Origin of the sequence: Duganella aquatilis, assembly GCF_009674565.1 — a bacterium.
Taxonomy (GTDB): domain Bacteria; phylum Pseudomonadota; class Gammaproteobacteria; order Burkholderiales; family Burkholderiaceae_D; genus Rugamonas; species Rugamonas aquatilis.
In genome coordinates, this window is sequence record NZ_WKJL01000007.1 from 187,807 (window position 1) to 213,690 (window position 25,884).

A 25,884-nucleotide genomic window follows, 5' to 3' on the forward strand; every position below is an offset into this window, starting at 1 on the left:
TCTCACTCCAGGAAGGTGGTTGTCGGCTGCTTGCTTAGTTGTTTGCAGCCTGGTATGGCGAGTTGCGGAACTCGAATCGCTTGATCGGGCCGACCACCAGCAGGTAGCAGACGATTGCCAGGGCGGCGTTGGCGCCGATGAACACCAGCGCGGCGGCGAATGAGCCGGTGCCCTGCAGCAGGTAGCCGATGATGATCGGCGTGGTGATGCCGGAGATATTGCCGAAGGTGTTGAACAGGCCGCCGCTGAGGCCGGCAGCCTCCTTCGGCGAGGTGTCGGCCACCACCGCCCAGCCCAGCGCCCCCAGTCCCTTGCCGAAGAAGGCCAGCGACATGATGCACACCACCAGCCAGTCGGCCGTCACATAATTGCACGCGACCACACTCATCGACAGCAGCATGCCGGCCACGATCGGCGTCTTGCGCGCCACCGCCAGCGAGCAGTTGGCCTTCAGCAGCCGGTCCGACAGCACGCCGCCGAGGATGCCGCCGATGAAGCCCGCCACCGCCGGCAGCGCCGCCACGAAACCGGCCTTGAGGATGGTCATATGGCGCTCCTGCACCAGATACACGGGGAACCAGGTCAGGAAGAAATAGGTCAGGGTCGAAATCGAATACTGGCCGATGTAAATCCCCAGCAGCATGCGGTTGCCCAGCATCTCCTTGACGCACTGCCAGGAATTGAGCTTGCGGCGCACGGTCGCCGGATTGCGGTCATCCAGATCGATCATCGCGCCGCCCTGCCGGATGTAGTCGATTTCCGCCTGGTTGACCAGCGGATGGTCTTTCGGCACATAGACCGTACGCATCCACAGCAGCGCGGTCAATATGCCCAGCGCGCCCATCACGTAAAACACGCTCTCCCAGCCATGCGCGTGCACCAGCCATCCCATCAGCGGGGCAAACAGGACGGTGGCAAAATACTGCGCGGCGTTGAACACCGCCACCGCCCTGCCCCGTTCCGCTGTCGGAAACCAGGTCGAGGTCAGGCGGCTGTTGCCCGGAAAGGACGGCGCCTCGGCCGCGCCGACCAGCAGGCGCAGCGCAAACAGCACCGCCACCGCCAGGCCGCCGGTGAAAAAGCCCACCGTGCCCTGCAGCAGGGTGAAAGTCGACCACAGCATGATGCTGCAGAAGTAGGTCAGCTTGGAGCCGAAGCGGTCCAGCAGCCAGCCGCCCGGCATCTGCGCGATCATGTACGACCAGGCGAATGCCGAGAAAATATAGCCCATCTCCACCGGCGACAGATTGAACAGCTTCTTGATCTCCGGGCCGGCGATGGCCATGGTGGCGCGGTCGGCGAAGTTGATGGTGGTGGCCAGGAACAGCATGGCCAGAATCAGATAGCGCACGCGGGTGGGCTTGGCCTGGCGGGCGGCGAACGGCGGCGGCGCGGCCTCGTCCAGTTGGGACGCGAGATGGGCATTCATATTATTGTCTCCGGTTGTAGTGAATTATTAGCTGCGGGCTTTGCCGCTGACGCGCACCGTGGCGTCGTCACGCGTGCGCATCTGCGGATGCAGCGCGGCGCCCAGGCCCGGCGCGGTCGGCGCCAGCGCCTTGCCTTGATCGATTTGCGGCAGCGCGGTCACCAGCTCGCGATACCAGGTCGACAGCGAAGCGCGCACCACCTCCTGGTAGATCGCCGACGGCGAGTGCAGCGCCAGGTGCAGGCCCGCCCACAGCGCCACCGGACCGGTGCAGTCGTGCGGCGCCAGCGGCTTGGCGTAGGCTTCGGCCAGCGCGGCGATCTTGCGGCCTTGCGTCAGGCCGCCGCACCACACCAGATCCAGCATCACCACGTCGGCGGCGCCGGCGGCCAGCATGTCGCGGAACGGCACCACGCCGCCCAGCGTCTCGCTGCCGCAGATCGGCGTGCGGGTCTGGCGGCGCAGGTCGGCCAGCGTGGCGTTGTCGTCCATTTTGGAAATCGGGTCCTCGGCCCAGAACACGCCGTAGTCCTCCAGCGCGCGGCAGATGCGGATCGCCGCATGGCTGCCCCACAGGCTGTGCAGCTCGCACATGATTTCGATGCGGTCGCCGACGGCGTCGCGGATCTTGCGGAACGGCTCCAGCCCGGCCTTCAGATCCTGCAGGTTGATGCGCTGGCCGGCACTGGCCGGCGCGTAGATGTCGAACGGCCAGATCTTCATCGCCGAATAGCCCTCTTCCACCAGGCTGACGGCCAGCTCGCCGGCGTCGCGCATGAAGGCCACCTGGTCGTCGTAGGGGCCTTGCATGGCTTCCTTGCCGCTGGCGTCGCGGCGCGCGCTGCCGGTGCTGTTGAAGTCGTAGCCGGCGCAAGTGTTGTAGACCTCGATCGACGGCCGCACCGCGCCGCCCAGCGCGACGTGGATCGGCACGCCCTGGCGCTGGCCGGCCAGGTCCCACAACGCAATGTCGACCGCGCTGGCGGCGCGGATCTCCGCGCTGGCGCTGTTGAAACCGAGGTAGGTGGTGCTCAGGTGGCGCGACACCGCCTCGATCTGGCGGGCGTCGCGGCCGATCAGCCAGGGCGCGACCTGGTCGTGCAGGATGGCCTCCACCGCGCTGGAGCCGCGGAAAGTTTCGCCCAGGCCGGTCAGGCCGTCCTCGGTTTCAATTTCCACCCAAATCAGGTTGGGACGGGCGGCGATGCGCGTGGTGCGCAGTGCGGTGATGCTAGACATAAGACCTCGTGTTGATGGTTATTCACTGAGGCTATGGTCATCCACGCTGTAAAAGCTGTCAATTAAAATGTCAGTTATTTTAAATGCTGTCATACAGCTTTTCCGTAATGGTTTGAATCAGGCAGGCAGTATGAGAAGATCACGCCAGTGATTTCAGAGGGAAGCGTAACGATGTCAGAAGGTTTTTTGGGCGACAAGGTGTATGAGGGTCTGAGCGCTCTGTTCGGCACGCCGGGATTCAGCGCAGGCGCGAAGCTGCCCAGCGAAAATGCGTTGGCGGAACGCTTCAACGTCTCGCGCCCGGTGGTGCGCCAGGCGCTGGTGCAGTTGCGCACCGAGGGCCGGGTCTATTCGCGCAAGGGCTCGGGCAACTACGTCAGCGAAAAGCCGGAACCGCAACCGGTGATTCCGTTCGGCGCCTTCCATAACATTCCGGATGTGCGTAACTTCCTGGAGTTCCGCTGCAGCCTGGAAGGCGAGATCGCCGCCCAGGCCGCGCGCCGCTGTCAGGCCGACGAGGTGGCGGCAGTACATCACTGCCTGCTGCAATGGGAAAAAGCCGTGGCCGCCGGCCAGTCGGCCATCGAAGAAGACATCGCCTTCCACACCGCAATTGCCAACGCCAGCGGCAATCGCTTTTTTGCGTTGACGCTAGCCGCGATCAATGCCCAGTCGCGCTTTGCCATCCGCCTAGTGCGCGAACTCTCCGGCCGCGCCTTGGCATCCCGGCTGGACGACGTGCGCCGCGAACACCGGGCGATCGACGCCGCCATTACGGCGGGCGACGCGGACAAGGCCAAAACAGCGATGGCGTCACATCTGCAGAACGGCATACGCCGCCTGTTCGAAGGCTAAGAGGCGGGCAAAACAAAAAGCCTCCCGCAGAGGAGGCTTTTTGTTTGTTCTGGCGGAGACGGTGGGATTCGAACCCACGATACAGGTATAAGCCGTATGCATCCTTAGCAGGGATGTGCCTTCGGCCACTCGGCCACGTCTCCTAGTCGATTGCTCAACTATGTCGTTTCTGCATGTGCAGATCAGACGAGCGCAATATTATAGGGTGGTGTGCGTTTGGTCAAGGTTGGCTGTGCGGTGACGCGGGCGTCGCGCGCCCTCGTCGCGCGGAGCTGGCGCACAGCGCCAGCAGTTGGGCGATTCGGAGAGGGCTGGGCCGGCACGGCCCAGCCTTTCGAACCGGCCGCCTTGGCGCACCGTCTCCGTCCGGCACAAACAAAAAAGCCTCCCGCAGGGGAGGCTTTTTTGTTTGTTCTGGCGGAGACGGTGGGATTCGAACCCACGATACAGGTATAAGCCGTATGCATCCTTAGCAGGGATGTGCCTTCGGCCACTCGGCCACGTCTCCTAGTCGATTACTCAACTATGTCTTCCCTAACAAACTGCGCTAGAGCAGACGACCGTCATAGTATAGACCACGACCCGTTTGGTCAAGGCAACTTGGCGGTTTTTTGAGAAAATTATGCCTTTTCCAGCTCGAACGCTTTGTGCAGCGCGCGCACGGCCAGTTCCATGTATTTCTCGTCGATCAGCACCGAGATTTTGATTTCCGAGGTCGAGATCATCATGATGTTGATGCCCTCTTCCGACAGCGTGCGGAACATCTGCGAGGCCACGCCCACGTGCGAACGCATGCCCACGCCCACCACCGAGATCTTCGACACCTTGGCGTCGCCGGTGATGCTGGCCGCGCCCAGTTGTTCCTTGGTGCTGTTCAGCACGTCGATCGCGCGCACGTAGTCGTTGCGCGACACGGTGAAGGTGAAATCGGTTTTACCGTCGACCGACTGATTCTGTATGATCATGTCGACTTCGATGTTGGCGTCGGCCACCGGGCCCAGGATGTGGTAGGCCACGCCCGGACGGTCCGGCACGCCCAGCACGGTGATTTTGGCTTCATCGCGGTTAAAGGCGATACCGGAGATGACTGCTTGTTCCATGTTTTTATCTTCCTCAAACGAAATCAGGGTGCCCGAGTTGGCTTCCACTTCCAGGTCCAGCATCGGGTCGGTCAGCGACGACAGCACGCGGGTCGGCACGCGGTAGTTGCCGGCGAATTCCACCGAACGGGTCTGCAGCACTTTCGAGCCCAGCGACGCCAGTTCCAGCATTTCTTCAAACGTGATCGCCTTCAGGCGGCGCGCTTCCGACACCACGCGCGGGTCGGTGGTGTAGACGCCGTCGACGTCGGTGAAGATCAGGCATTCGTCGGCCTTCATGGCGGCGGCAATCGCCACGGCCGAGGTGTCCGAGCCGCCACGGCCCAGCGTCGAGATGTTGCCGCCCTCATCCACGCCCTGGAAGCCGGTGATGATGACGATCTTGCCGTCATCCAGGTCGCGGTTGACCTTTTCGTTGTCGATCGACTGGATGCGGGCCTTGGTGAATGCGGAATCGGTTTTAATCGCGACTTGCCAGCCGGCGTAGGACACGGCTTTCTTGCCAATCGCCAGCAGCGCCATCGACAGCAGGCCGACCGAGACCTGCTCGCCGGTCGAGGCGATCATGTCCAGTTCGCGCGGGTCCGGCTGGGCCTGGATTTCCTTGGCCAGGGCGATCAGGCGGTTGGTTTCGCCCGACATTGCCGACGGCACGACCACGATGCGGTGCCCGGCGTCATGCCACTTGGCGACGCGCCGCGCGACGTTCTTGATACGGTCCGTCGAACCCATCGACGTACCGCCATATTTGTGCACGATTAAAGCCATAACAGAGAGTTTTCCGCTCAAATAAAGGTAAATGGAACCCTAAACTCTACCTGCCGCAGTGCAAAATAACAAGTCAAAAAACTCATAATCTCATACTGAATAGACATATCTACATACAAAATTCGGCAGATAGGGGGTTAATGTCTAGACAGCTTGCCAGCGCAGGCGCACCCGCCCCGCTCCCGAGCCGACGTGCTGGCAGTCCATGCCGATGCCGGCGGCAAACAGCAGATCTTTTGCATTTTTGACCACCGGCAGGCGGCCGCGCTCCCAGGCAGGGATGTTGAGCGCCTGGTAATGGTATTTGACCGGGCGCGTGGAGCGGTTCGGCGCCAGCTTCAGGCGCTCGCCGCCACGGCGGAATTCGATCAGCAGCGGCTGGCTGCGCAGCCAGGCGGGATCGAAGCCTTCTTCGGCCGTTTCGAAGTGCAGCACGCCGCCGTAGGCCGGGAACGCCAGTTCGGCTTCGCCGTCCCAGACGAAATCAGTGCCGGGCTTGTCATCGAACTGGCCTTCGCGTTCGCCTTCCAGCTCTTCCAGCTTGGGCGTCAGGTGCAGGCGGTCGCGGTAGCGGCGCACGTGGCAGTCGGGATGCGTGACCAGCAGCTGGGCGTCGTATTTGGCTTCCAACAGCTGGGTCAGCATCTCGGACAGCCAGGCCGTGCTCGGCATGCTGTAGCCGCGCGTGGCGAACCAGTGGCGCAGCAGATTGTAGCTGCGGTCCTGGCTCAAGGTGCGCAGCTGGCCGATGTCGAGGGTATCGCCATCCAGCGCGGCGGTCAGATCCTGCTCGGCCAATTCGGTCAGCAGGCGGGTGGCCGATTGCGCGTGCTGGGCGCTGCGCGCGAAGCGTTCCTGGAAGCCGGGGAAATGCGCTGCCAGCGCCGGCATCACGGTACGGCGCAGGGCGTTGCGGGCGTAGCGCGGGTCGTCGTTGGATTCGTCGTGGATGTGACTGATGTTGTGCTGCGCGACATAGGCCTCCAGCTGCTTGCGCGAGGCCGGCAGCAGCGGACGGGCCATCACCAGCGTGGCGTTGTTCAGCAGGTCGGGCGCGGCGTTGGCGGCGTCCATGCCGGACAGGCCGGCCGGGCCGGAGCCGCGCAGCAGTTGCAGCAGCACGGTTTCGGCCTGGTCGTCCAGGTGGTGGGCGGTCAGCAGCAGATTGACCTGGTGTGCGTGGCACAGCGCCCCCAGCGCGGCGTAGCGGGCTTTGCGGGCCGCCGCCTCGGTGCCGGACTTCTTCTGGTCATGCAGCTGGATGCGGCGCGCTTCGAAGCGCACGCCCAGCGCGGCGCAGGCTTGCTCGCAGTGCGCCAGCCAGGCGTCGGCGTTGGGGCTGAGGCCGTGGTGGACGTGGAAGGCGTACAGCGCCACGCCGTGCGCCTGCGCGTAGGCGTAGGCCAGGTGCAACAGGGCCGACGAGTCCAGGCCGCCGCTCAGGGCCACGGCGATGCGCGGCTCCGCGCCCTCGCCCGTTGCGCCCTGGGCGCGCGCGGCGCCGACAGCTTGTTCAAAGGTTGAGGTAAGGGTTGGCTTCTGCTGCTTCACTGTCTGCTCCAAATGCAAACCGGGGGCACAGGCCCCCGGTCGGTGTCCACGTCGCGCGAAATTACTCTTGCGGCGTGGTTTCCTTGAACTTGCCGTAGCTCATCAGCTTCTCGTGACGGGCTTCCAGCAGGTCCTTGGTTTTCATGCCGTGGAACTGGCGCAGCGAGTCGGCCAGCGCGCGTTTCAGCAGCGTTGCCATCTGTTTCGGATCGCGGTGCGCGCCGCCCAGCGGTTCGCTGACGATCTTGTCGATCAGGCCGATGGCCTTCAGGCGGTGGGCGGTCAGGCCCAGCGCTTCGGCCGCATCGGCGGCGCGCTCGGAGGTCTTCCACAGGATCGAGGCGCAGCCTTCCGGCGAGATCACCGAGTAGGTCGCGTATTGCAGCATCAGCACCTGGTCGGCCACGGCAATCGCCAGCGCGCCGCCGGAGCCGCCTTCGCCGATGATGGTGGCGATCAGCGGCACTTTCAGTTCCGCCATCACGTACAGGTTGTGGCCGATCGCTTCCGACTGGCCGCGCTCTTCCGCGTCAATGCCCGGGAAGGCGCCCGGCGTGTCGACGAAGGTGAATACCGGGATGCCGAACTTCTCGGCCAGCTTCATCAGGCGCATGGCCTTGCGGTAGCCTTCCGGCTTCGGCATGCCGAAGTTGCGCATGGCGCGCTCCTTGGTGTCGCGGCCCTTCTGGTGGCCGATGACCATGCAAGCCTGGCCGTTGAAGCGCGCCAGGCCGCCGACCACCGACAGGTCGTCCGCGTAGGTGCGGTCGCCGTGCAGTTCGTGGAAGTCGGTGAAGATTTCGTTCACGTAGTCCATGGTGTATGGACGTTGCGGGTGACGCGCGATCTGCGAGACCTGCCATGGCGTCAGCTTGGCGTAGATGTCCTTGGTCAGTTGCTGGCTCTTTTTGGCCAGACGGTCGATCTCCTCAGAGATATCGACTGCCGAATCGTCCTGGACGAAGCGCAATTCTTCGATCTTGCCGTCGAGTTCAGCAATCGGTTGCTCAAAATTGAGGAAAGTCGTTTTGGTCATTGTACCTCCGTGTTTATTCTCGGCTGCGGCTCAGTTGGCTCCTTGTGACGGACACAAAAAGGCCTCGCGCAGCGATTAGAGTATCTATTCTACAGCAACCGGATCCAAACTACGCCATAAGTACCAGGTGGCTACCGTCCGGTAAGGCTCCCAATTGGCGGAAACCTCGCGCGCATCGCTGCGCGACACCGGCTCGCCGGAGAAGTAATTCTGGCTGATGCCCTGGATCAGACCGGGGTCGTCCAGCGGCAAAACGTTGGGCCGCAGCAGATTAAATATCAGGAACATCTCGGCTGTCCAGCGGCCGATGCCGCGGATCTGCACCAGCTCGGCGATCACCGCCTCGTCGTCCATCTGGTCCCACTGGGCCGTATGCACGCGCTTGTTCTTGAAGTGGTCGGCCAGGTCGAGGATGTATTCGGTCTTGCGCTTGGACAGGCCGCAGGCGCTCAGCTGCTCGGCGCCGGCCTTGATGATTTGCGCCGGCGTGCATTTCGGGCTGATCACCAGCAATTTCTTCCAGGCGACATCGGCCACCTTGGCGGTCACCTGCTGGCCGACGATGGAGCGCGCCAAGGTGGTAAACGGGTCGTGATGGCCGACCAGGTGCAGGTCGCCAAATTGCGGGATGAGCTTGTTCATGATGCGGTCCCGCTTCATGAGCTCGATCTTGGCCTGCTCCCAATACGGCGGCACGGCCGATACCGGGCTGCCTGCGCCCTCGTTGTCCTTGGCGTTGACCATATTATGCGCGGCGCCAGTTGGTGGTGCCGTCAGGCTTGTCTTCAAGGATCACGCCCTGGGCCAGCAGTTCGGCGCGGATCTTGTCCGATTCGGCGAAATTGCGCGCCTTCTTGGCTTCCGCGCGGCGCGCGATGGCGTCGACGATGCCGGCGTCATCGCCGCCCTCGCCGCCCACGGCCGCCTGCAGGAACTGCTGCGGCGTGCGGGCCAGCAGGCCGATCACGTCCGCCAGGCCTTTCAACTGGCGCGCCAGCAGCGGCGATTTAGATTTGTTCAGCTCGCTCACGAGGTCGAACAGCACGGCCAGCGCCAGCGGCGTGTTGAAGTCGTCGTCCATCGCCTCGGCGAAGCGGACGGCATGCGCCTCGCTCCAGTCCAGCGCGGCGCCGTCGCCGTCCACGCCGTCCAGCGCCGTGTACAGGCGGGTCAGCGCGACGCGGGCGTCGTCCAGGTGGGCGTCCGAATAGTTCAGCGGACTGCGGTAGTGGGCGCGCAGGATGAAGAAGCGTATCACTTCCGCATCGTATTTCTTCAGCACGTCGCGGATGGTGAAGAAATTGCCCAGCGATTTGGACATTTTCTCGTTATCCACGCGCACGAAACCGTTGTGCACCCAGTAGTTGACCATCTTGCGGCCGAACGCGCCTTCCGACTGCGCGATTTCGTTCTCGTGGTGCGGGAACTGCAGGTCCGCGCCGCCGCCGTGGATGTCGAAATGTTCGCCCAGCAGCGCCGAGCACATGGCCGAGCACTCGATGTGCCAGCCCGGACGGCCCTTGCCCCACTTGGAATCCCACTTCACCTCTTCCGGCTCGGACTCCTTGGACGCCTTCCACAGCACGAAATCGAGCGGATCGCGCTTGCCGGTGTTGACGTCGACGCGCTCGCCGGCGCGCAGGTCGTCCAGCGACTTGCCCGACAGGCGGCCGTATTGCGGGAAGTTGCGCACCGCGTAGTTGACGTCGCCGTCCTCGCCCTGATAGGCCAGGTCTTTCGCTTCCAGCGTTTCGATCAGCGCCAGCATCTGCGGCACGTATTCGGTGGCGCGCGGCACCAGCGTCGGCGGCAGGATGCCCAGCGCCGTGGTGTCTTCGTCCATGTAACGCGTGAAGCGGCCGGTCAGCTGCGAGATGGTCTCGCCATTTTCCACCGCGCGCTTGATGATCTTGTCGTCGATGTCCGTGATGTTGCGCGCGTAGGTCACTTCGTAGCCGGATGCCATCAGCCAGCGGTACATGACGTCGAACGCCATCATCATGCGGGCGTGGCCGATGTGGCAGTAGTCGTAGATGGTCATGCCGCAGACATACATGCGGACTTTGCCCGGCTCGATAGGTACGAAGGTCTGCTTGTCACGCGCCAGCGTGTTGTAAATCTTTAAATTGCTCATCGGACTCATGCGTTTTACTGGGTGCCTCAGACAATACAATGGCCCGGCGCGTCATCTGAAACAGCGCGCACCAGTCGTCATCGTGTGCCTGGGGGAACCTCGGGAATGTTCTTGTTTCCACCTTCTAAGGGGTAGAATGGAACAAGTATAGCATTGATAAAAACAGCATAGGCCGCATCTGCAACGGGATTTTGCCTATTCAACATCAACCAGAGGAAGACCGATGTACAAAAAACTGATGACCGCCCTCGCCGGCCTGACCCTGTCCGGCGCCGTCCTGGCCGCCGCGCCGCAAGTGGAGCTGAAGACCACCATGGGCGATATCGTGCTGGAACTGGACCACGACAAGGCGCCCAAATCAGTCGACAACTTCCTGGCCTACGTGAAATCCGGCTATTACAAGAACACCATCTTCCACCGTGTGATCGACGGCTTCATGATCCAGGGCGGCGGCTACGACGAAAAGCTCAAGGGCAAGCCGACCAACAAGCCTATCCCGCTGGAAGCCAACAACGGCCTGCACAACGTCAAGTACTCGCTGGCCATGGCGCGCATGGGCGATCCGAACTCGGCCACCTCGCAGTGGTTCATCAACGTCGAGGACAACGCGGGGCTGGACGCGCCGGGTCCGGACGGCAGCGGCGGCTATGCCGTGTTCGGCAAAGTCATCAAGGGCCAGGAGACCGTCGACAAGATCAAGGCGGTGCTGGTGGATGACAAGGGCATGTTCCAGAACCTGCCGGTGGTGCCGGTAACGGTGAAGTCCGCGACGATTTTGAAGACACCAATCCAGCCAAAACAGTAAAATAGCGGCCTTGCCGGATTTTTTAACCTATTCAGGACAAATAAAATGACCAAAGTAATCATCAAAACCAACCTGGGCACCATGACCGCTGAACTGGACGCGGAAAAAGCGCCGAAATCGGTCGCCAACTTCCTGGCCTACATGGAAGCCGGCCACTACAACAACACCATTTTCCACCGCGTCATCGACGGTTTCATGATCCAGGGCGGCGGTTTCGAGCCAGGCATGAAGCAAAAAGCGGCCGACACCACCGTGGAAAACGAAGCCAAGAACGGCCTGAAAAACGACACCTACACCCTGGCGATGGCCCGCACCTCGGCGCCGCACTCGGCTTCGGCTCAGTTCTTCATCAACGTGAAAAACAACTCCTTCCTGGACTACCCAGGCCAGGACGGCTGGGGCTACGCCGTGTTCGGCAAAGTGGTGGAAGGCACCGAGGTTGTGGACGCGATCAAGAAAGTCAAAACCACCCGCAGCGGCATGTTCGCTGACGTGCCGGCAGAAGACGTGATCATCGAAAGCATCGAACTGGCAGCCTAAGCGATGTCTGAAGTCTGCGCGCTGTTCATTTCCGATCTGCATTTGCAGCCTGCGCATCCCGCGACCAGTGCGGCGTTTTTCGACTTTCTGGAGCGGCATGCGCGGCACGCGCAGCAACTGTACCTGCTCGGCGACCTGTTCGAGTATTGGGCCGGCGATGACGACATCGCCGATCCCTTCCACACGCAGGTGGTCGCGGCGCTACGCGCCGTCAGCGACGCCGGCGTGGCGGTCTACTGGGTCGCCGGCAACCGCGATTTCCTGGTCGGCGCCCGCTTTGCGGAAGCGGCCAACCTGACCCTGCTGCCCGAGACCTGGATCGCCGAGATCGGCGGCCAGCGCGTGGTGGTGCTGCACGGCGACGCCCAGTGCACACAAGATATCAAATACATGGAATTCCGCGCCATGGTGCGGCAGCCCGCGTGGCAGGCGCAATTCACCGCCATGCCGCTGGCGCAGCGCAAGGCCATCGTGGCCGGCCTGCGCGCCGACAGCCGCAAGGAGCAAAGCGGCAAATCTTACGAGATTATGGACGTCACCCCCGAGGCGATTGCCGAGGTGTTTGCCGAGACTGGTGCTGATGTCATGATTCATGGCCATACGCATCGTCCGGCCCTGCACCACATCGGCGACAAACGGCGCTACGTGCTGCCGGATTGGGAGGCGGATGCAACCCCACCCCGTGGGGGCTGGATCGCCATAGACGCGCAGGGTGCTATTACGCGCCATGATTTGAGTGGCGCGGTGGTGCAGTAACAGCTCGCGGCACCTGCGCACCCCGCACACCGCTGCGGCCAGGGTCTGACCCCGTACGGGGTCAGACCCTTTCGTTTGGGGGTACTAACGATTCATCGAGGACATCGCCGTGTTCAGGCGGCGCACCAGCTGCTGGTTCAAATCGCGCGTATGGCGCGCCCAGCGCTCCATGGTCCGCTGCAATTCCGCATACAGCTGATTGGCCCGCTCCGCATCCCCAACCCCGGCCGCCCAAATCGCAAACTCGGCCTGCACCGTAAAGCTGTTATACCGGCTCAACGCCAACTCAAACTCGGTCCGCGCCTCATCCTGGCGTCCCGCCGCCGCCAGCGCCTGCGCCAGCAACAACGACACCTGCTCGGGACGGAATTTATCATCGCTGCCGCGAATGGTCTGCAAGTGCGCCACCGCCGCTGCCGCCCGGCCGCTGGCCAGCGTCGCCCGCGCCGCGCCGAGGCGGATTTCCAGATCGCCCGAGAACGGCCCCTGCAAACACGCTTCGTAGGTGACAGCCGCTTCCTCGGCGTTACCGGCTTCCAGTAAGGCGCTGGCCAGACGCATCTGGTTTTGCGCGGTCGGCGTGAATTCGTAGGCGTCGCGCGCCTCGCGCAGTTCGCGGCCCGGGTCCAGCGTCCTGGCCGCCACGTTCACCGCCTTGCGCGCGCCCTGCTGCAATGTCGAATTAGGCAGGTAGATCGCGAAGAAATACACAATGCTGCCCAGGCCGGGAAACAGGAACAGAATCACCACCCAGTACAACTGCTGACCGCTGCGGATGGCGTGGATGGCGAAGAAAATCGCCACCAGCACATGCAATCCGATACCGAAAATCGTCATGACTTGCCTCTACAATTAAACAATGGAACAGATTGTAGAAGCTATGGTCCCGCATCACAAGGCGGCGACCGGCGTCGGCTGGCGCAGCCAGGCAGCGACGTAGCGGGCCAGGCGGCCGATGAACAGGCCGTTGAACACGCCGAACAGCAGGGTGACGGCCGTCGCAAAAGGCAGGCTCTGCGCCAGTTCAGGATGCATGGCCGACACCACCGCCACCGAGTATTTCGTGACAAAAATGCCAACCATCAGGCCCAGCGGCATCCAGCTGCCGCGCTGGCAGACGGTGCCGGCGGCGCGGTCGACCACCACTTCGCTGGTCGACAGCATCCAGATCGCCGCCGCCGAAGCCGCCGCGCCCAGCGCCCACACCACCCACACGCCCTCGCCCAGCGCGCCGCTGGTGTTCATGCCGGACAGCGCCAGCCCCACCATCACCATCGGAATCAGCGCCACTTTTTGCAGCGTGGTTTCGCGGTCCTTGCTGGCCAGCCAGCCGCGGTACAGCAGGAAGGCCAACAGGGCCCAGACGTAGAGAGGGGTATGGGAAACGATTTGCTGGATCATGGCGTGCTCCGTTAAGTGGTGGTGTTGAACTGCGATGTAGCCACTATGCGCCCGGCCCGGGCGCGACGGATTGCCATGCGACGAAATGCGCCGGCGCGGCGCGAAATGCAGCCGGCCGGCGCGAAATTGCTACTGCGCGGGCTGCAACTTGGCCACCAGGCCGCCGGGACGGGTGTCGATGCTGGTCAGCACGAATTGCACGCCGGCGTAGCGCAGCTCTTCCGGGCGGAAGGTGTGCAGCGGCACGTCGCGGATCAGCTTGTCGCTGAGCAGATTGGCCACGCTGGCCAGTTGCGCCTGCTTGCCCTCGTCCATGTTGTCGACGATGAAACGGTCGACATGGGCATCGGCGATGTAAATGGCGTTGTTCACGCTGTCCACCCGCATGCGGCCGGACACCAGCATGCTGCCGTGCCAGGACTGGCGCGCCAGCAGCGGCGTCACGCCCAGGTCCACGGTGAGCGCCACGCGGTCGTTCTCCGGCATCACCGCCAGCCGTGGATGGCTCAGCTCCACCTCGAACACGCCCAGCGCGCGCTGGTGCATGGGAAACTTGCGGTCCAGGCTGGCTTGCAGGCGTTCCTGCGGCAGCACCACTTCGCGCGGGCCGATCAGGCTGGCGCAGGCGGCCACCAGGCCGGCCAGCAACAGTGGCGCGGCGATTTTGGCGTAGCGTTTAAGATCCATTGCAACATCCTTCAAAAATACGGAACCTGCGCATTATATGACTCTGACGCGATTGGGTTGTGCCGGTTGGAGCATCAGCCGCGAAGCCGCGCCTTCTTTTGACGGCGCAGGCAGCCATCTGGAGCGCTATGCCGCCGTGCTCAACGCGGTGGAAATCAACTCCTCCTTCTACCGCCCGCACCAGCCGCAGACCTATGCGCGCTGGGCCGGCAGCGTGCCGGACGATTTTCGTTTCTCGATCAAGCTGCCGAAAACCATCACGCACGAGCGGCGCCTCAAGGATATCGCCGCCCTGCTCGACCAGTTCGCCGCCGAAGCGGGCACGCTGGGCAGCAAGCTCGGCTGCGTGCTGGTGCAGTTGCCGCCCAGCCTGGCGCTGGATATGGCGGTGGCGGATGATTTCCTGCAGCGGCTGCGCGGCCGTTTCGACTGCATGCTGGCCTGCGAGGCGCGCCATGGCAGCTGGTTCGGCGACGACGCCAGCGCCCTGCTGCAACGCCACCGCGTCACGCGCGTGATCGCCGACCCGCCGGCCGGCCAGCCGGGGCCATACGTGGCGACCACGGACGACGCCTACGTGCGCCTGCACGGCAGCCCACGCATGTACTACTCGTCCTACGATGAAAGTTATCTGGCCGGCGTGGCGGCCTGGCTGAAGGAGCGCAACGGCTGGTGCATCTTCGACAACACCGCCTCCGGCGCTGCCATCCTCAACGCCTTGCAGCTGAAACGGCTGCAAGGCGCGGGCTGACGTCACGCCACGGGACGCAGCGCCTGCTCCAGGTCGTCGAAGTTGGCCGGCTTGACCAGGTGGAAGTCGAAACCGGCAGCGCGGGTGCGCTCGCGGTCCTGGTCCGATCCGTAGCCGGTGTGGGCGATCAGCCGCGTGTGCGCAAACGCCGGCTCGGCGCGCAGCATGCGCGCCAGCGCGTAACCGTCGGTGCCCGGCAGGCCCAGGTCCAGCACGATGGTTTGCGGCAGTTGCGCGCGCGCCAGCGCCAGCGCATCCTCGGCGTTGTGGGCGGTATGCACCTCGTGTCCCATCAGCGTCAGCAGCTCGGCCATGACGCCGACCGAATCGATATTGTCGTCGACCAGCAGCAGGCGCTGCGCGCCCAGCTCCGGCGCCGCCTCCGCCACCACCGGCGTCACCACCGCCGGCTGCTGTAACGGCAGCTCGATCGTGAAGGTGCTGCCCTGGCCGATACCGTCGCTGCGCACCTGCACCGTGCCGCCATGCATTTCCACCAGCTTGGACACCAGCGACAGGCCAATGCCCAGCCCGTCGTGCACGCGGTCGCGCGTCGAGGCGCCCTGCGCGAACATGTCGAAAATCCGCGCCAGGTTGTATGAGGTGATGCCGATGCCGTTGTCGGTCACCGCGATGCGGATGCGGTCCGGCTGCGGCAGCGTGGCGCTGACCGAAATCCGCCCGCCGGGGTCGGTGAACTTGGCGGCGTTGTGCAGCAGGTTGCCGATGATCTGCGACAGCCGCACCGGATCGCCATGCAGCCACACCGGCTGCGGCGGCAGGTCCACCGTCAGCACGTGACCGCGCGCCTCGAACAGCGCCTTCACGGTCTCGATGGCGGGATCGACCACCGCATGCAGCTCCACATCCTGCTGGCGCAAGGTCAGCTTGCCTTGCGAAATGCGCGCCACGTCCAGCAGGTCGTCCACCAGGTGCGTCAGATGGTCGACCTGGCGCAGGATCACGTCGCGCGCGCGCTGGTGCACCTCCGGCTGCGTCGCCGGCACCGTGTTCATCAGCGTGACGGCGCTGCGGATCGGACTCAGCGGATTGCGCAGCTCGTGCGCCAGCGTTGCCAGGAAGTCATCCTTGTGCTCGTCGGCCTGGCGCAGCAGGCCTTCCATGTTCTTGCGCTCGCTGATATCGCTGGTGATGCGGGCGATGCGGTACGGCCGCTGCTGGTCGTCGCGCACCAGGAAGGCGCGGTCGCGCACCCAGCGGATGGCGTGCTCCTGTCCCAGCCGGAACTCCTGGTCGTAATGGCCGCTGTTCGAAAAGTCTTGCCAGTCGGCCTGCACCAGCGCGCGGTCTTCGGTGTGCACGGCGGCCAGCCAGTCGTCCGGCGTCTGCTGCAACTGCGCCAGCGTGCGACCGAACAGACGCTCGTAGGCCGGGCTGGCGTACAGCAGCTGGTGGTCGGCCACGCCGAACATCCAGAACACGTCCTCGATATTTTCGGTCAGCTGGCGGAAGCGTTCCTCGCTGTTGCGCAGGTCCATCTGGGTACGTTGCAGGCGCAGCAGCGCATTGACGTTGGCAATCAGCTCATCGGCTTCGATCGGCGCGGCCAGATAGTTGTCGGCGCCGCCGTCCAGGCCGCGAATCTTGTCGTCGCGGCCGATCAGCGCGGCCGAGGTCTGCAACACCAGCACGGTGCAGGTGGCCACGTCGGCCTTGATGCGGCGGCACACCTCGATGCCGCTGATGTCGGGCAGCTTGACGTCCAGCAGCACCAGCGCCGGCGCCTGCTTGCGCGCCATCTCCAGCGCATCGGTGCCGTTGGCGGCCTCGATCACGGCAAAACCGGCGCTTTGCAGGATGCGCGTCTTGACGTAGCGGGCGCCGTCGTTGTCGTCGACGTTGAGGATCAGGATGGAACTGTTATCCATGACGGTATCCTTATTCATGGGGGACGGCGGGAAGCCGCAGATAGAACGTCGAACCCTGGCCTTCGGCGCTATGCACCTCGACTTCGCCGCCCAGCAGCGTGGCCAGCTTGCGGCACAGGGGCAGTCCCAGCCCGGTGCCTTTGGCGCGGCGCTGCAGCGGGTGCTCGATCTGGCTGAACTCTTCAAAAATCAATTGCTGGTTTTCCGGGCTGATGCCGATGCCGCTGTCAGTCACGGCCAGCGTGATGCGGCCCTCGGCCTCGTCCACCAGTTCCACCACCACCTGGCCCTGCTCGGTGAACTTGAGCGCGTTGGAGATGAAGTTGCGCAGGATCTGCGTCACCTTGCCCTCGTCCGACACCAGCGTGGTCGGCGCCGGCTCGACAAACACCAGTTCCACCGTCGAATGGCGCGTCAGCGGCCGCAGCATACCTTTCAGCGCGCTGAACATCTCGCCGATGCTGATCGGCGCCATGGTCACCTCGACCTTGCCGGCCTCGATCTTGGCCAGGTCGAGCAAATCGTTGACCAGCTCCGACAGGTCGCCGGCGGCACTGGCGATGAAGGCCACCTGGCGTTCCTGCTCCGGGGTCAGCGGGCCGTCCATGCGGTCCAGCAGCAGCTGGGTCAGCGCGCGGATGGAACTGAGCGGCGTGCGCAGCTCGTGGCTGGTGTTGGACAGGAAGCGCGATTTCATTTCGTCAGCCTTGCGCAGCCGCTCGGCTTTTTCCTCGATCTCGGCGTACAGCGCCACCACGCCGCGGTTGGTGTCTTCCAGTTCGCGCGTCAGCGCCAGCAGGTCATCCTGGCGTTCGCGCAGCTCGGCCAGCGCCTGCGCCAGCTCGCGGTTCTGCTGCTCGATCTCGGTATAGGTGCTCTGCACCGGCATGGCGGCCAGCCGCGCGCCGATCTGCGTGCTCAGTTCCCGCGCCTGCACTTCCGACATCGGCGGCAGCGTCTTGTTCATCACCACGTTGAGCGAACTGGCCGAGGCGCTGACGATGCTGCAATCGTCCATCAGGCGCTGCGCCGTCACCAGCGCAACATCCAGCTGCGGCGGCACGGTCTCGATCTCGATGCTGGCCGGCTGCCGCGCCGCGCCTTCGGCGCTGACGATCACCCGCAGCTGGGGCGGCTTATGCTGGGCGTTGATGGCAAACGTCGCCCGCCCGCCGGACAAGCGGCCATAGGCGCAGCGCGCCACTTCCGAGACAGCCGTGGCGATGCGCACCTGGTCCTGCACGCCGAAATTCAGCATGCCGGCGATCTGGCGCGCGCGCTGGCGCACCGCCACCACATCCGGTGCGCTGTCGATGCCGACCTGCAGGATGCGGACGAAGGGCATCATGCGCTCCCCGGCATGACCGCCACCAGCACACTGGCGTCGTCGCGGCCACGACTGTGGTCACGCAGCAGCACGGCCGCGATAATCGCCGGCGCGCGCGCCTCCAGCCCCGGATAGTTGACCAGGTCCCACTGGGTGGTGATGCCGTCGCTGGCCAGGATCGCCAGCGCACCGGCCGGGCACGCAAATGTCAGCTCCTGCACCGTACGCATATTGTGGCCGACGATGCCGTTGTGCGACATCAGGTGGCGCCGCGCGCCATCCGCATACACGCTGGCGCTGACGTTGCCGATGCCGGCAAACGTCAACTGCTGCTGCGCAGGGTCGAGCGTGGCGATCGCCAGCGCCGCGCCGCGCGTCGGCCGCAGCGCCTCGTGGCAGGAAGCGATCAGGCGCTGCGGGCCGGCAGCCGGCATCAACGACAAGGTCTCCAGCGCGGCAGCGGCGGCCTTGGCGGCTTGCGCACCGTGGCCCAGGCCATCGGCCAGCATCAGCGTGACGCGGCCCGCCTGCCGCGCCACCGCCCAGGCGTCGCCGCTCTCGGTTTCGCCGGCCAGCGGCAGGCAGACGCCGCCACTTGCAAATTCTTCCAGTTTGGCCGGCGGCGCCGTGCGCCACAGGCGCGCGAACAGCACCGTGCCTTTGCCGGACGGCGCGTACACGTCGAACTGGTCGGCCAGGCGGCGGATCGCACCCAGCCCGGTGCCGGCGGTGCCGGCGCTCGACACGCCGTCGGTCATCGCCTGCGGCAGGTTGCCGATGCCCGGGCCGTCGTCGATGGCCAGCACCTCGATGCAGGCCTGGCCCGCATGGTTGACGATGGACGCCAGCAGGCGCCCCTCGCCGGCGTGCTTGAGGATGTTGGTGGCGGCTTCGGTGATGATGAGCGCCAGCTGGCCGCTGCGCGTCTCATCCATCTCCAGCTGCGTTGCCAGCAGTTGGCCGCTGCGGCGGGCGGCGCCGACGTCGCTCGCATGGCTGATGCTGATCCATGCGGCGGGGTCGAGCGAACTGCTTAGATTTTCCATTTAATAATCGCTACCGCTGCGCCCTCGCCGGGGCGTGAATCTATATTGAATTCGTCGACCAGGCGCTTGGTGCCGCCCAGTCCCAGTCCCAGCCCGCCACCGCTGGTGTAACCATCGCGCAAGGCCAGCTCGATATCCTCGATACCAGGACCGGTATCGGCAAACACCAGCCGCAATCCTTTGCGCAGGCCGTCGCGCAGCCGTTCCAGCACCACCACGCCGCCACCGCCGTACTTGATGGTGTTGCGCGCCAGCTCGCTGGCGGCGGTCACCAGCTTGGTCTGGTCGACCAGGCTCAGCTTCATGTCGATGGCGTGCTCGCGTACCGCCTTGCGCACGGCCACCACGTGTTCGTCGGTCTCCAGCGGCAAAACTTGATGCAGGTCAGCGCGGTCAACATAGCTGTTCACCAAGGGCGAGCGGTAGCGGCTGACATCCACGGTTGCGGTGTTCATCACTCGTAGCTCTTCCCTAGCAGCTTCATGCCTTTCTCGACATTCAGCGCGGTTTTCACGCCGGGCAAGGTCAAGCCCAGTTCCACCAGCGTGATCGCCACCGCCGGCTGCATGCCGACCAGCACCGTCTGGGCGTCGAGCACGCGCGCCATGGCGGCGGTGTTGCTGATCATGCGGCCGATAAACGAATCCACCAGGTCCAGCGCGGAAATGTCGATCAGCACGCCCTTGGCGCGGTCGCGCACGATCCGTTCGGTCAGGTCGTCCTGCAGCGTCAGCGCCAGGCGGTCATGCATGTCGACCTGGATGGTCACCAGCAGCAGGTCGCCGATACGCAGAATAGGTATGCGTTCCATCGTGCGTTCAACCCTTGCGGCTGATGGTGGCGCCAACCCGGTCCAGCGCCACCACAAAGGCGTCGGCCAGGGTAGCCTTGGTGATCACGTCCTCCAGGTTCACGCCCAGGTGGACGATGGTCTGGGCGATCTGCGGACGGATGCCGGAAATGATGCAGTCGGCGCCCATCAGGCGCGCGGCGGCGATGGTTTTCATCAAGTGCTGGGCCACCAGGGTGTCGACGGTCGGCACGCCGGTGATGTCGATGATGGCGATGGCGGCGCCGGTTTCCACCACTTTTTCCAGCAGGCTTTCCATCACCACCTGGCTGCGCGCGCTGTCCAGCGTGCCGATCAGCGGCAGCGCCAGGATGTCCTGCCACAGCTTGACGACCGGGGTCGACAGCTCCATCAGCTCGTGCTGCTGGCGCACGATGATCTGGTCGCGGCTCTTCTGGAACACTTCCACCGTGTACAGGCCCAGCTGGTCGAGCAAGGTGCTGACCGCCCACGACACTTCCGCCAGCACCGCCGGTTCCGCCGCCAGTTCGGTGCGCAGCAGGGTGAACAGCGGCTGCTTGAGCGAGAACACAAAGGTCGCGGTCTCGTTCGGCGTCGACCCCTGCTTGGCGCGCTGGGCCGAAATCTCGTTCAGCAGGTTGCGCACCTCGTCCCAGTTGCGGTGGTTGATGTCGTCGGTGCCGCCGGTGGCGATGGCCGCCGGCAGCAGGGCCAGGAACTGGCGCGTGTGGCGCTGCACCGACGCTTCGTCGCTGCGGAAGGTTTTGCTGCCCAGTTCAGTAGTCCAGGCCGTCAGAATGCTGCTTTCGTGTTGCGTGATCAGCGCGCTCAGGCGCTGCGCGATGTTATTGGCACTCATAAATCCCCTAGTGTGTTAGTTGACGTTACCTTCAGACTATATAGCATTCCATCAATAATGAACTTGTTTCAATCGTGCGTCGGCAAAAAGTAAACATTTCTTGCCTTTTTGATTTCTAGTGTTATAGTTCACTACAACACCACTTCATTAACACACGTAAGGGGTAAACATGTATGTGGAATGACAATGCGCCGATCTATCGGCAGCTGAAGGACAAGGTGGTCGGCATGATGCTCGACGGCCTGCTCAAGCCGGGCGACGCCCTGCCCTCGGTGCGGCAGATCGCCGCCGATTATCAACTCAATCCCATCACGGTATCGCGCGCCTACCAGGAACTGGTGGACGAAACGCTGGTGGAAAAACGGAGAGGATTAGGTATGTACGTAACTGATGGCGCCCGCGACAAACTGTTGGCCAGCGAACGCGAACGCTTCCTGCGCGAAGACTGGCCGGTGATGCTGGAACGTATCCGCCGCCTGGGCCTGGACCTGGAAGCGCTGCTGAAGGCGGCGCCGGGAGGTGCGGCATGAGCGCCGTCATCACCGCCGGCGGCCTGCGCAAGCAATATGGCAAGCAGACCGCGCTGGACGGCGCCTCCTTCAGCGTCGAGGCGGGCCGCATCGTCGGCCTGATCGGCCCTAACGGTTCCGGCAAGACCACCACGCTCAAGGCCATCCTCGGCCTGACGCAGTTCCAGGGCGAGCTGTCAGTACTGGGCATGGACCCGCGCACCCAGCGCGAGGCGCTGATGAACGAGGTCTGCTTCATCGCCGACGTGGCCATCCTGCCGCGCTGGCTCAAGGTCAAGGACGCCATCGCCTTTGTCGAAGGCGTGCATCCGCGCTTCAACCGCGCCAAGGCCGAGCAGTACATCGCCAACACCAAGCTGACGCCGGACATGAAGGTCAAGGCCATGTCCAAGGGCATGGTGGTGCAGCTGCACCTGGCGCTGGTGATGGCGATCGACGCCAAGCTGCTGGTGCTGGACGAGCCGACGCTGGGCCTGGACATCCTGTACCGCAAGCAGTTCTACCAGAACCTGCTGGAAGACTACTTCGACGAGAACAAGACCATCCTGATCACCACCCACCAGATCGAGGAAGTCGAGCACATCCTCACCGACCTGCTGTTCATTGAAAACGGCAGGATCGCGCTGGCCGCCAGCATGGACGAGGTGGGCGAACGCTTCACCGAGGTGATGGTCGAGCCGCAGTTCGTCGCCGCCGCCAACGCCTTGCAGCCGGTCAGCCAGCGCACCGTGTTCGGCAAGCCGGTGATGCTGTTTGACGGTGTCCAGCGGGGCCAACTGGCCAATTTCGGCGAACTGCGCACGCCCAGCGTGGCCGACCTGTTCGTTGCGACCATGAAAGGAAGTTACGCATGAAAACCATGAAATGGCTGATCAAGCGCGAGATGTGGGAAAACAAGGGCATGCTGGTGTGGACCCCGGTGGTGATCGCCGCCGCCATCGCCCTGCTGGCCCTGAGCGCCCTGTTCCTCGGCAAGATGGACAGCATCTTTATCGAAGGCCAGGCCATCGGCACCATCAGCATCGAAGGCACGGTGCGCGCGCGCATCGCCGACACGCTGGCGCAGGCCTACCTGGGCGCGGGCATGCCGGTGCTGATGGTGCTGGGCCTGCTGGTGTTCTTCTACTGCCTCGGCGCGCTGCACGACGAGCGCCGCGACCGCAGCCTGCTGTTCTGGAAATCGCTGCCGGTGTCGGACGCCACCACCGTGCTGTCCAAGGTGCTGCTGGCGATGGTGGTGGCGCCGCTGATCACCATGGGCATCACCATTGTGCTGGGCCTGCTGGTGCTGCTGGTCACCTGCGCCATCCTGCTGAACCACGGCACCAACCTGTTCGGCGCCGTGCTGGGCACGCCGGAGTTCTACCTGGCGCCGCTGCGGCTGGTGGGCCTGCTGCCGGTGTACGTGCTGTGGGCGCTGCCGACGGTGGGCTGGCTGCTGATGGTGTCGAGCATGGCGCGTTCCAAGGTGTTCCTGTGGGCGGTCGGTACGCCGGTGATCACCACGCTGCTGCTGGTGTGGGCGCAGCGGGCGCTGCACTTCGGCATCGACGCCGCCTGGTTCGCCAGTCACATCACCAACCGCATCCTGCTGGGCGTGGTGCCGGGCTCGTGGTTCGCCTTCAGCCGCGACACCGTTACCCTGTCGCACGAAGGCAACGGGCCGCCGCTGCCGGACGCCATCTTCAGCGGCTCGTGGGAGACCTTGGCCGGACCGAGCGTGTGGATCGGCGTCGTGGCCGGTGTGGCAATGATCGCCGTTGCAGTCTATATGCGCCGTCGCCGTGAAGAAGTCTAAGCTGCGCGCGCTGCCGATGTTGCTGTTGCTGCTGTCGATGTGGTGGCAGCCGGCAATGGCGGCCGAACCGGACGACGATCCAGGCCCGATGGTCATTGTCAACGGCACCCGCAGCCCGGAGCTGCAGCCGTACCGTTACATGCTGTCCGGGCTGGACGCCTTCGACGACTACCACGAGCTGGCGCCCAAGGCCACCGAAGTCCGCTTCCGCATGACGCGGCGCGACAAGGCGCCGGCCGACGCGTTGAACGAACTGGCCGTGCGGCTGTCCGGCAACCAGACCGACATCGCGCTGCCGCTGGACGCCGAACACAGCTTTTTGCTGCCGCGTAACGAGCAGGCGGAAGATGAAAACGCCGACGTCGTGCTCAACAAGAAAAAGAGCAACTACGGCTTCATGCCGCTGGTGCGCAGCCCCGGCGTGCCGGAAGGCATGCGGCGGCTGGGCGACATCCGGCTGGAATGCCGTGTGCTGGTGGCGGTGGGGAAAAACTACATCCCCTTCCTGGTACGCGCCATGATCAACACGCTGACGCTCAGCACCGACTGGTGTGGTTACAAGGACTTCAAGATGGGCGTGAAGAGCGACGTGGCAATCGCCGGCGCCACGCTGGTGGACGGCGACCTGCGGGTGCCGCTCAAGGTCGGCAAGGACGGTAAATCGTACACCGCCCCCATCGGCGACAAGCACTATTCGAACGATGCGCTGATCGAGGTGGAATTGATGTAAGTCAAGGTTTGCAGGGGCCCAAGGTCTCTATACTTGCGCTCCATGAAAACCCTGTTCCTCCTGCTGGCGCTGGCCCTGGGCAGCGCCAGCGCGGCCGACTTTGTCGAGGTCGGCGCCCCGCTCCGTCAAGCCGCGCTCGACCCACTGGGCGGCCCGGCGCGCAAGCTGTCCTCCTTCCGCGGCAAGCCGCTGCTGATCAACGTCTGGGCCAGCTGGTGCGGTCCCTGCCGCGCCGAGATGGCGTCGGTGGACCGGCTGGCGCGCCGCTATGCCGGCCAGTTCAACGTGATCGGCATCTCCACCGACGACTACCGCAACGACGCCAGCGCCTTCCTCAAAGGCGCGCGCGTCAGCTTCCCGAATTACCTCGACCACGAACTGCAACTGGAAACCATGCTGGGCGCCGACCGCATTCCGCTGACGCTGCTGGTGGACGCCAACGGCCGCATCCTGGCGCGGCACTATGGCAGCAAGGAATGGGACAGTCCGCAGAATGCGGCGCTGGTGGCGCGCACGCTGCGGATCAAGCCGTAACAATCAGCCCGGCACGAAACCGTTGGCCAGCTTGATGAAACTGTCGCGGTGCGCGGCCACGGTTTTGCTCGGGCCGTAAGCTTGCAAGGTGATGCGGCCCATGGTGGTCTCGACCATCGCCACCATCAGCGTCTGGCCGGTCTTGCGCTTGGCGTCCGGCAGCATGTTGGCGCCGCGCGTGTAGGCGCCCTGCAGCGTCACCAGCGTCACCTTGGTCATGCCGGTCTTGCTGGTGGTGACAGCGGGCTTGACCGGCTTGCCGGCCGCATCGGTGACCTCGGCGGTCCAGCGCTGGATGTTGGCGTCCTGCGAACCGCCGTCGCCGGCCGGGAAGAAGTACACCACCATCTCGCCGTCATCGTCGGCCTTGCCGGTGCCGCCCGGCAGGATGAACTGCGCCGCGCGCATGGCGCTGGCCGGCTGCACCGGCGTCCACGCGGCCGGCGCCGGCGACGACCAGCCGCGCACGGTCAGCTTGTCCTGCTTCGGCAGCGGTTTCAGCGGCTCGGCGCCGGCGGCCTGGCCGTGCATGCCCGCGTGCGGCGAGGCCGCAGCCGGCGCCGGCGTATCGGCAGCAAACGCGCTGCCCAACATGAAACTGCTGGTAATGGCCAACACGGCCGCGATATGCATCTTCATGGTCTACCTCTCAAGTAAGAAATCAGGGGGCTTTCAGTTCCGCCTCGCGCTGTTGCGCGATGCCGATACTGTCAATGGTGTTGCGTGCGGTTTCCGAATCGGGCGGCACCAGCGGCAGGATTTTTTTCCACTGCCGGATCGCGCCGTCATACTCGCCGCGCTCGAACAGGGTGCTGCCCGACAACGACAGCGCCTTGACGTTTTCGGGATCGATGCGCAGCGCCTGCTGCACCAGCTGCTCCGGCTCGCCCTGCATGGTCTTGCCGCGCGACATGGCCAGCACGTCGGCGAAGTCGACCAGCAGGTCGGGATTGTCGCGGTCCAGGCTGATCAGGTGGCGATAGCTGTTGGCGGCTTCCTCGAAATTGCCCATGCTGGCGTAGGAGCGCGCCAGCATGGTCCAGCCGGCGACGTCGTTCGGCTGTTTCTTCATCTGCGCCGCCATGCCTTCCACCAGCTCGGCCAGCTCGCTCTGGCGCGCCTGCTCGGCCGAGGCCGTCATGCGGTTCGGATCGAGCGCATCGGGCGTGCCCAGTTGCAGGTACAACGCGGCGGCCAGCGCCGGCACCGCCAGCGTCAACAGGCCGGCGCTGAGACGACGTGGCGCGCCCAGCGCGGCGGCTGCGGCGGCCGGCGCGGTCGGCACGTCGCTGGCGACGCGGCGTTCCA

At 64.4% G+C, this 25,884-nt stretch carries 28 protein-coding genes and 2 tRNA genes; 10 read left to right on the forward strand and 20 right to left on the reverse strand.

All coding sequences use genetic code 11. The features are described from left to right. Nucleotides 1-34: 34 nt before the first annotated feature. Together GJ698_RS12495 and GJ698_RS12500 are read right to left on the reverse strand one after the other, a co-directional pair. Nucleotides 35-1,429, reverse strand: coding sequence for an MFS transporter (locus GJ698_RS12495; protein ID WP_154357946.1), 1,395 nt, complete (start codon nucleotides 1,427-1,429; stop codon nucleotides 35-37). A 27-nt stretch (nucleotides 1,430-1,456) separates the two neighbouring features. After that, the gene (locus GJ698_RS12500; RefSeq protein WP_154357947.1) at nucleotides 1,457-2,668 is read right to left on the reverse strand and encodes a mandelate racemase/muconate lactonizing enzyme family protein; all 1,212 of its coding nucleotides are present in this window, start codon (nucleotides 2,666-2,668) and stop codon (nucleotides 1,457-1,459) included. Between the two features lie 171 nt (nucleotides 2,669-2,839). Here GJ698_RS12500 and GJ698_RS12505 point away from each other — a divergent pair, with 171 nt between their 5' ends. After that, nucleotides 2,840-3,523 (forward strand): FadR/GntR family transcriptional regulator, encoded by a 684-nt coding sequence (locus GJ698_RS12505; RefSeq protein ID WP_154357948.1) that lies wholly within the window; start codon nucleotides 2,840-2,842, stop codon nucleotides 3,521-3,523. A 50-nt stretch (nucleotides 3,524-3,573) separates the two neighbouring features. Here GJ698_RS12505 and GJ698_RS12510 read toward each other — a convergent pair. The 7 genes from GJ698_RS12510 to cysS form a co-directional block, all read right to left on the reverse strand. After that, a tRNA-Ser gene (locus tag GJ698_RS12510) sits at nucleotides 3,574-3,666 on the reverse strand. 272 nt (nucleotides 3,667-3,938) lie between these two features. Then, a tRNA-Ser gene (locus GJ698_RS12515) sits at nucleotides 3,939-4,031 on the reverse strand. A gap of 112 nt (nucleotides 4,032-4,143) precedes the next feature. After that, on the reverse strand, nucleotides 4,144-5,391 hold the full coding sequence (locus GJ698_RS12520) for an aspartate kinase (RefSeq protein ID WP_154357949.1): 1,248 nt from the start codon (nucleotides 5,389-5,391) through the stop codon (nucleotides 4,144-4,146). A gap of 144 nt (nucleotides 5,392-5,535) precedes the next feature. Then, on the reverse strand, nucleotides 5,536-6,942 hold the full coding sequence (tilS, locus tag GJ698_RS12525) for a tRNA lysidine(34) synthetase TilS (protein WP_371865277.1): 1,407 nt from the start codon (nucleotides 6,940-6,942) through the stop codon (nucleotides 5,536-5,538). A gap of 61 nt (nucleotides 6,943-7,003) precedes the next feature. Next, nucleotides 7,004-7,978 carry an acetyl-CoA carboxylase carboxyltransferase subunit alpha gene (locus tag GJ698_RS12530; RefSeq protein WP_154357951.1) on the reverse strand — a complete coding sequence of 325 codons (975 nt, stop codon included), beginning with the start codon at nucleotides 7,976-7,978 and terminating at the stop codon, nucleotides 7,004-7,006. An 84-nt stretch (nucleotides 7,979-8,062) separates the two neighbouring features. Further along, entirely contained in the window at nucleotides 8,063-8,722 is a 660-nt protein-coding gene (locus tag GJ698_RS12535) for a DNA-3-methyladenine glycosylase family protein (protein ID WP_154357983.1), read from the reverse strand. Nucleotide 8,723: 1 nt separating this feature from the next. Next, nucleotides 8,724-10,112: a cysteine--tRNA ligase gene (gene cysS / locus GJ698_RS12540; RefSeq protein ID WP_154357952.1), complete on the reverse strand. Its 1,389-nt coding sequence runs from the start codon at nucleotides 10,110-10,112 to the stop codon at nucleotides 8,724-8,726. A 223-nt stretch (nucleotides 10,113-10,335) separates the two neighbouring features. Between cysS and GJ698_RS12545 the strand changes: the two genes are divergently transcribed. The 3 genes from GJ698_RS12545 to GJ698_RS12555 are packed head-to-tail and all read left to right on the forward strand — an operon-like array spanning nucleotide 10,336 to nucleotide 12,213. Beyond that, nucleotides 10,336-10,917, forward strand: coding sequence for a peptidylprolyl isomerase (locus tag GJ698_RS12545; RefSeq protein WP_154357953.1), 582 nt, complete (start codon nucleotides 10,336-10,338; stop codon nucleotides 10,915-10,917). 45 nt (nucleotides 10,918-10,962) lie between these two features. After that, on the forward strand, nucleotides 10,963-11,457 hold the full coding sequence (locus GJ698_RS12550) for a peptidylprolyl isomerase (RefSeq protein ID WP_154357954.1): 495 nt from the start codon (nucleotides 10,963-10,965) through the stop codon (nucleotides 11,455-11,457). Nucleotides 11,458-11,460: 3 nt separating this feature from the next. Continuing rightward, nucleotides 11,461-12,213: a UDP-2,3-diacylglucosamine diphosphatase gene (locus GJ698_RS12555; RefSeq protein ID WP_154357955.1), complete on the forward strand. Its 753-nt coding sequence runs from the start codon at nucleotides 11,461-11,463 to the stop codon at nucleotides 12,211-12,213. Between the two features lie 84 nt (nucleotides 12,214-12,297). On the opposite strand, the gene GJ698_RS12560 is transcribed toward GJ698_RS12555, so the two are convergent. The 3 genes from GJ698_RS12560 to GJ698_RS12570 all read right to left on the reverse strand — a co-directional run bounded on the left by GJ698_RS12560 (nucleotide 12,298) and on the right by GJ698_RS12570 (nucleotide 14,301). After that, entirely contained in the window at nucleotides 12,298-13,050 is a 753-nt protein-coding gene (locus tag GJ698_RS12560; protein ID WP_154357956.1) for a tetratricopeptide repeat protein, read from the reverse strand. Between the two features lie 54 nt (nucleotides 13,051-13,104). Then, entirely contained in the window at nucleotides 13,105-13,614 is a 510-nt protein-coding gene (locus GJ698_RS12565) for a DUF6622 family protein (protein ID WP_154357957.1), read from the reverse strand. 129 nt (nucleotides 13,615-13,743) lie between these two features. Continuing rightward, nucleotides 13,744-14,301 carry a DUF1439 domain-containing protein gene (locus tag GJ698_RS12570; RefSeq protein ID WP_154357958.1) on the reverse strand — a complete coding sequence of 186 codons (558 nt, stop codon included), beginning with the start codon at nucleotides 14,299-14,301 and terminating at the stop codon, nucleotides 13,744-13,746. A gap of 37 nt (nucleotides 14,302-14,338) precedes the next feature. On the opposite strand from GJ698_RS12570, the gene GJ698_RS12575 reads away from it, so the two are divergent. Beyond that, nucleotides 14,339-15,052 (forward strand): DUF72 domain-containing protein, encoded by a 714-nt coding sequence (locus GJ698_RS12575; RefSeq protein ID WP_154357959.1) that lies wholly within the window; start codon nucleotides 14,339-14,341, stop codon nucleotides 15,050-15,052. A gap of 2 nt (nucleotides 15,053-15,054) precedes the next feature. Here the strand turns inward: GJ698_RS12575 and GJ698_RS12580 are convergent, their stop codons facing one another. From GJ698_RS12580 to GJ698_RS12605, 6 genes are read right to left on the reverse strand one after another with little or no spacing between them, the layout of a single operon-like run. Further along, nucleotides 15,055-16,941 carry a hybrid sensor histidine kinase/response regulator gene (locus GJ698_RS12580; protein WP_229259956.1) on the reverse strand — a complete coding sequence of 629 codons (1,887 nt, stop codon included), beginning with the start codon at nucleotides 16,939-16,941 and terminating at the stop codon, nucleotides 15,055-15,057. 10 nt (nucleotides 16,942-16,951) lie between these two features. After that, complete coding sequence (locus tag GJ698_RS12585; protein ID WP_154357961.1) at nucleotides 16,952-18,289, reverse strand: ATP-binding protein; 1,338 nt, start codon at nucleotides 18,287-18,289, stop codon at nucleotides 16,952-16,954. Continuing rightward, nucleotides 18,286-19,314 (reverse strand): ATP-binding SpoIIE family protein phosphatase, encoded by a 1,029-nt coding sequence (locus GJ698_RS12590; RefSeq protein WP_154357962.1) that lies wholly within the window; start codon nucleotides 19,312-19,314, stop codon nucleotides 18,286-18,288. The genes GJ698_RS12585 and GJ698_RS12590 overlap by 4 nt, the downstream gene beginning before the upstream one ends. Beyond that, complete coding sequence (locus GJ698_RS12595; RefSeq protein WP_154357963.1) at nucleotides 19,302-19,769, reverse strand: anti-sigma regulatory factor; 468 nt, start codon at nucleotides 19,767-19,769, stop codon at nucleotides 19,302-19,304. The genes GJ698_RS12590 and GJ698_RS12595 overlap by 13 nt, the downstream gene beginning before the upstream one ends. Continuing rightward, nucleotides 19,769-20,125, reverse strand: a complete 357-nt coding sequence (locus tag GJ698_RS12600; protein ID WP_154357964.1) for an STAS domain-containing protein — start codon at nucleotides 20,123-20,125, stop codon at nucleotides 19,769-19,771. Before GJ698_RS12600 ends, GJ698_RS12595 begins: the two co-directional genes overlap by 1 nt. Before the next feature lie 7 nt (nucleotides 20,126-20,132). Beyond that, complete coding sequence (locus GJ698_RS12605) at nucleotides 20,133-20,984, reverse strand: STAS domain-containing protein (RefSeq protein ID WP_154357965.1); 852 nt, start codon at nucleotides 20,982-20,984, stop codon at nucleotides 20,133-20,135. 173 nt (nucleotides 20,985-21,157) lie between these two features. Here GJ698_RS12605 and GJ698_RS12610 point away from each other — a divergent pair, with 173 nt between their 5' ends. The 5 genes from GJ698_RS12610 to GJ698_RS12630 are packed head-to-tail and all read left to right on the forward strand — an operon-like array spanning nucleotide 21,158 to nucleotide 24,576. After that, complete coding sequence (locus tag GJ698_RS12610) at nucleotides 21,158-21,514, forward strand: GntR family transcriptional regulator (protein WP_154357966.1); 357 nt, start codon at nucleotides 21,158-21,160, stop codon at nucleotides 21,512-21,514. Then, a complete protein-coding gene (locus GJ698_RS12615) occupies nucleotides 21,511-22,368 on the forward strand; it encodes an ABC transporter ATP-binding protein (RefSeq protein WP_154357967.1) in 858 nt (285 codons plus the stop codon). The genes GJ698_RS12610 and GJ698_RS12615 overlap by 4 nt, the downstream gene beginning before the upstream one ends. Next, nucleotides 22,365-23,312 (forward strand): hypothetical protein, encoded by a 948-nt coding sequence (locus GJ698_RS12620; RefSeq protein ID WP_154357968.1) that lies wholly within the window; start codon nucleotides 22,365-22,367, stop codon nucleotides 23,310-23,312. The genes GJ698_RS12615 and GJ698_RS12620 overlap by 4 nt, the downstream gene beginning before the upstream one ends. Further along, on the forward strand, nucleotides 23,299-24,042 hold the full coding sequence (locus GJ698_RS12625) for a hypothetical protein (protein ID WP_371865278.1): 744 nt from the start codon (nucleotides 23,299-23,301) through the stop codon (nucleotides 24,040-24,042). The genes GJ698_RS12620 and GJ698_RS12625 overlap by 14 nt, the downstream gene beginning before the upstream one ends. A 42-nt stretch (nucleotides 24,043-24,084) precedes the next feature. Then, on the forward strand, nucleotides 24,085-24,576 hold the full coding sequence (locus GJ698_RS12630; RefSeq protein ID WP_154357969.1) for a TlpA family protein disulfide reductase: 492 nt from the start codon (nucleotides 24,085-24,087) through the stop codon (nucleotides 24,574-24,576). A 3-nt stretch (nucleotides 24,577-24,579) separates the two neighbouring features. Here the strand turns inward: GJ698_RS12630 and GJ698_RS12635 are convergent, their stop codons facing one another. Then, nucleotides 24,580-25,215 carry a hypothetical protein gene (locus tag GJ698_RS12635; protein WP_154357970.1) on the reverse strand — a complete coding sequence of 212 codons (636 nt, stop codon included), beginning with the start codon at nucleotides 25,213-25,215 and terminating at the stop codon, nucleotides 24,580-24,582. Nucleotides 25,216-25,237: 22 nt separating this feature from the next. Beyond that, a partial coding sequence (locus tag GJ698_RS12640) for a tetratricopeptide repeat protein (protein ID WP_154357971.1) occupies nucleotides 25,238-25,884 on the reverse strand: 647 nt, incomplete at its 5' end.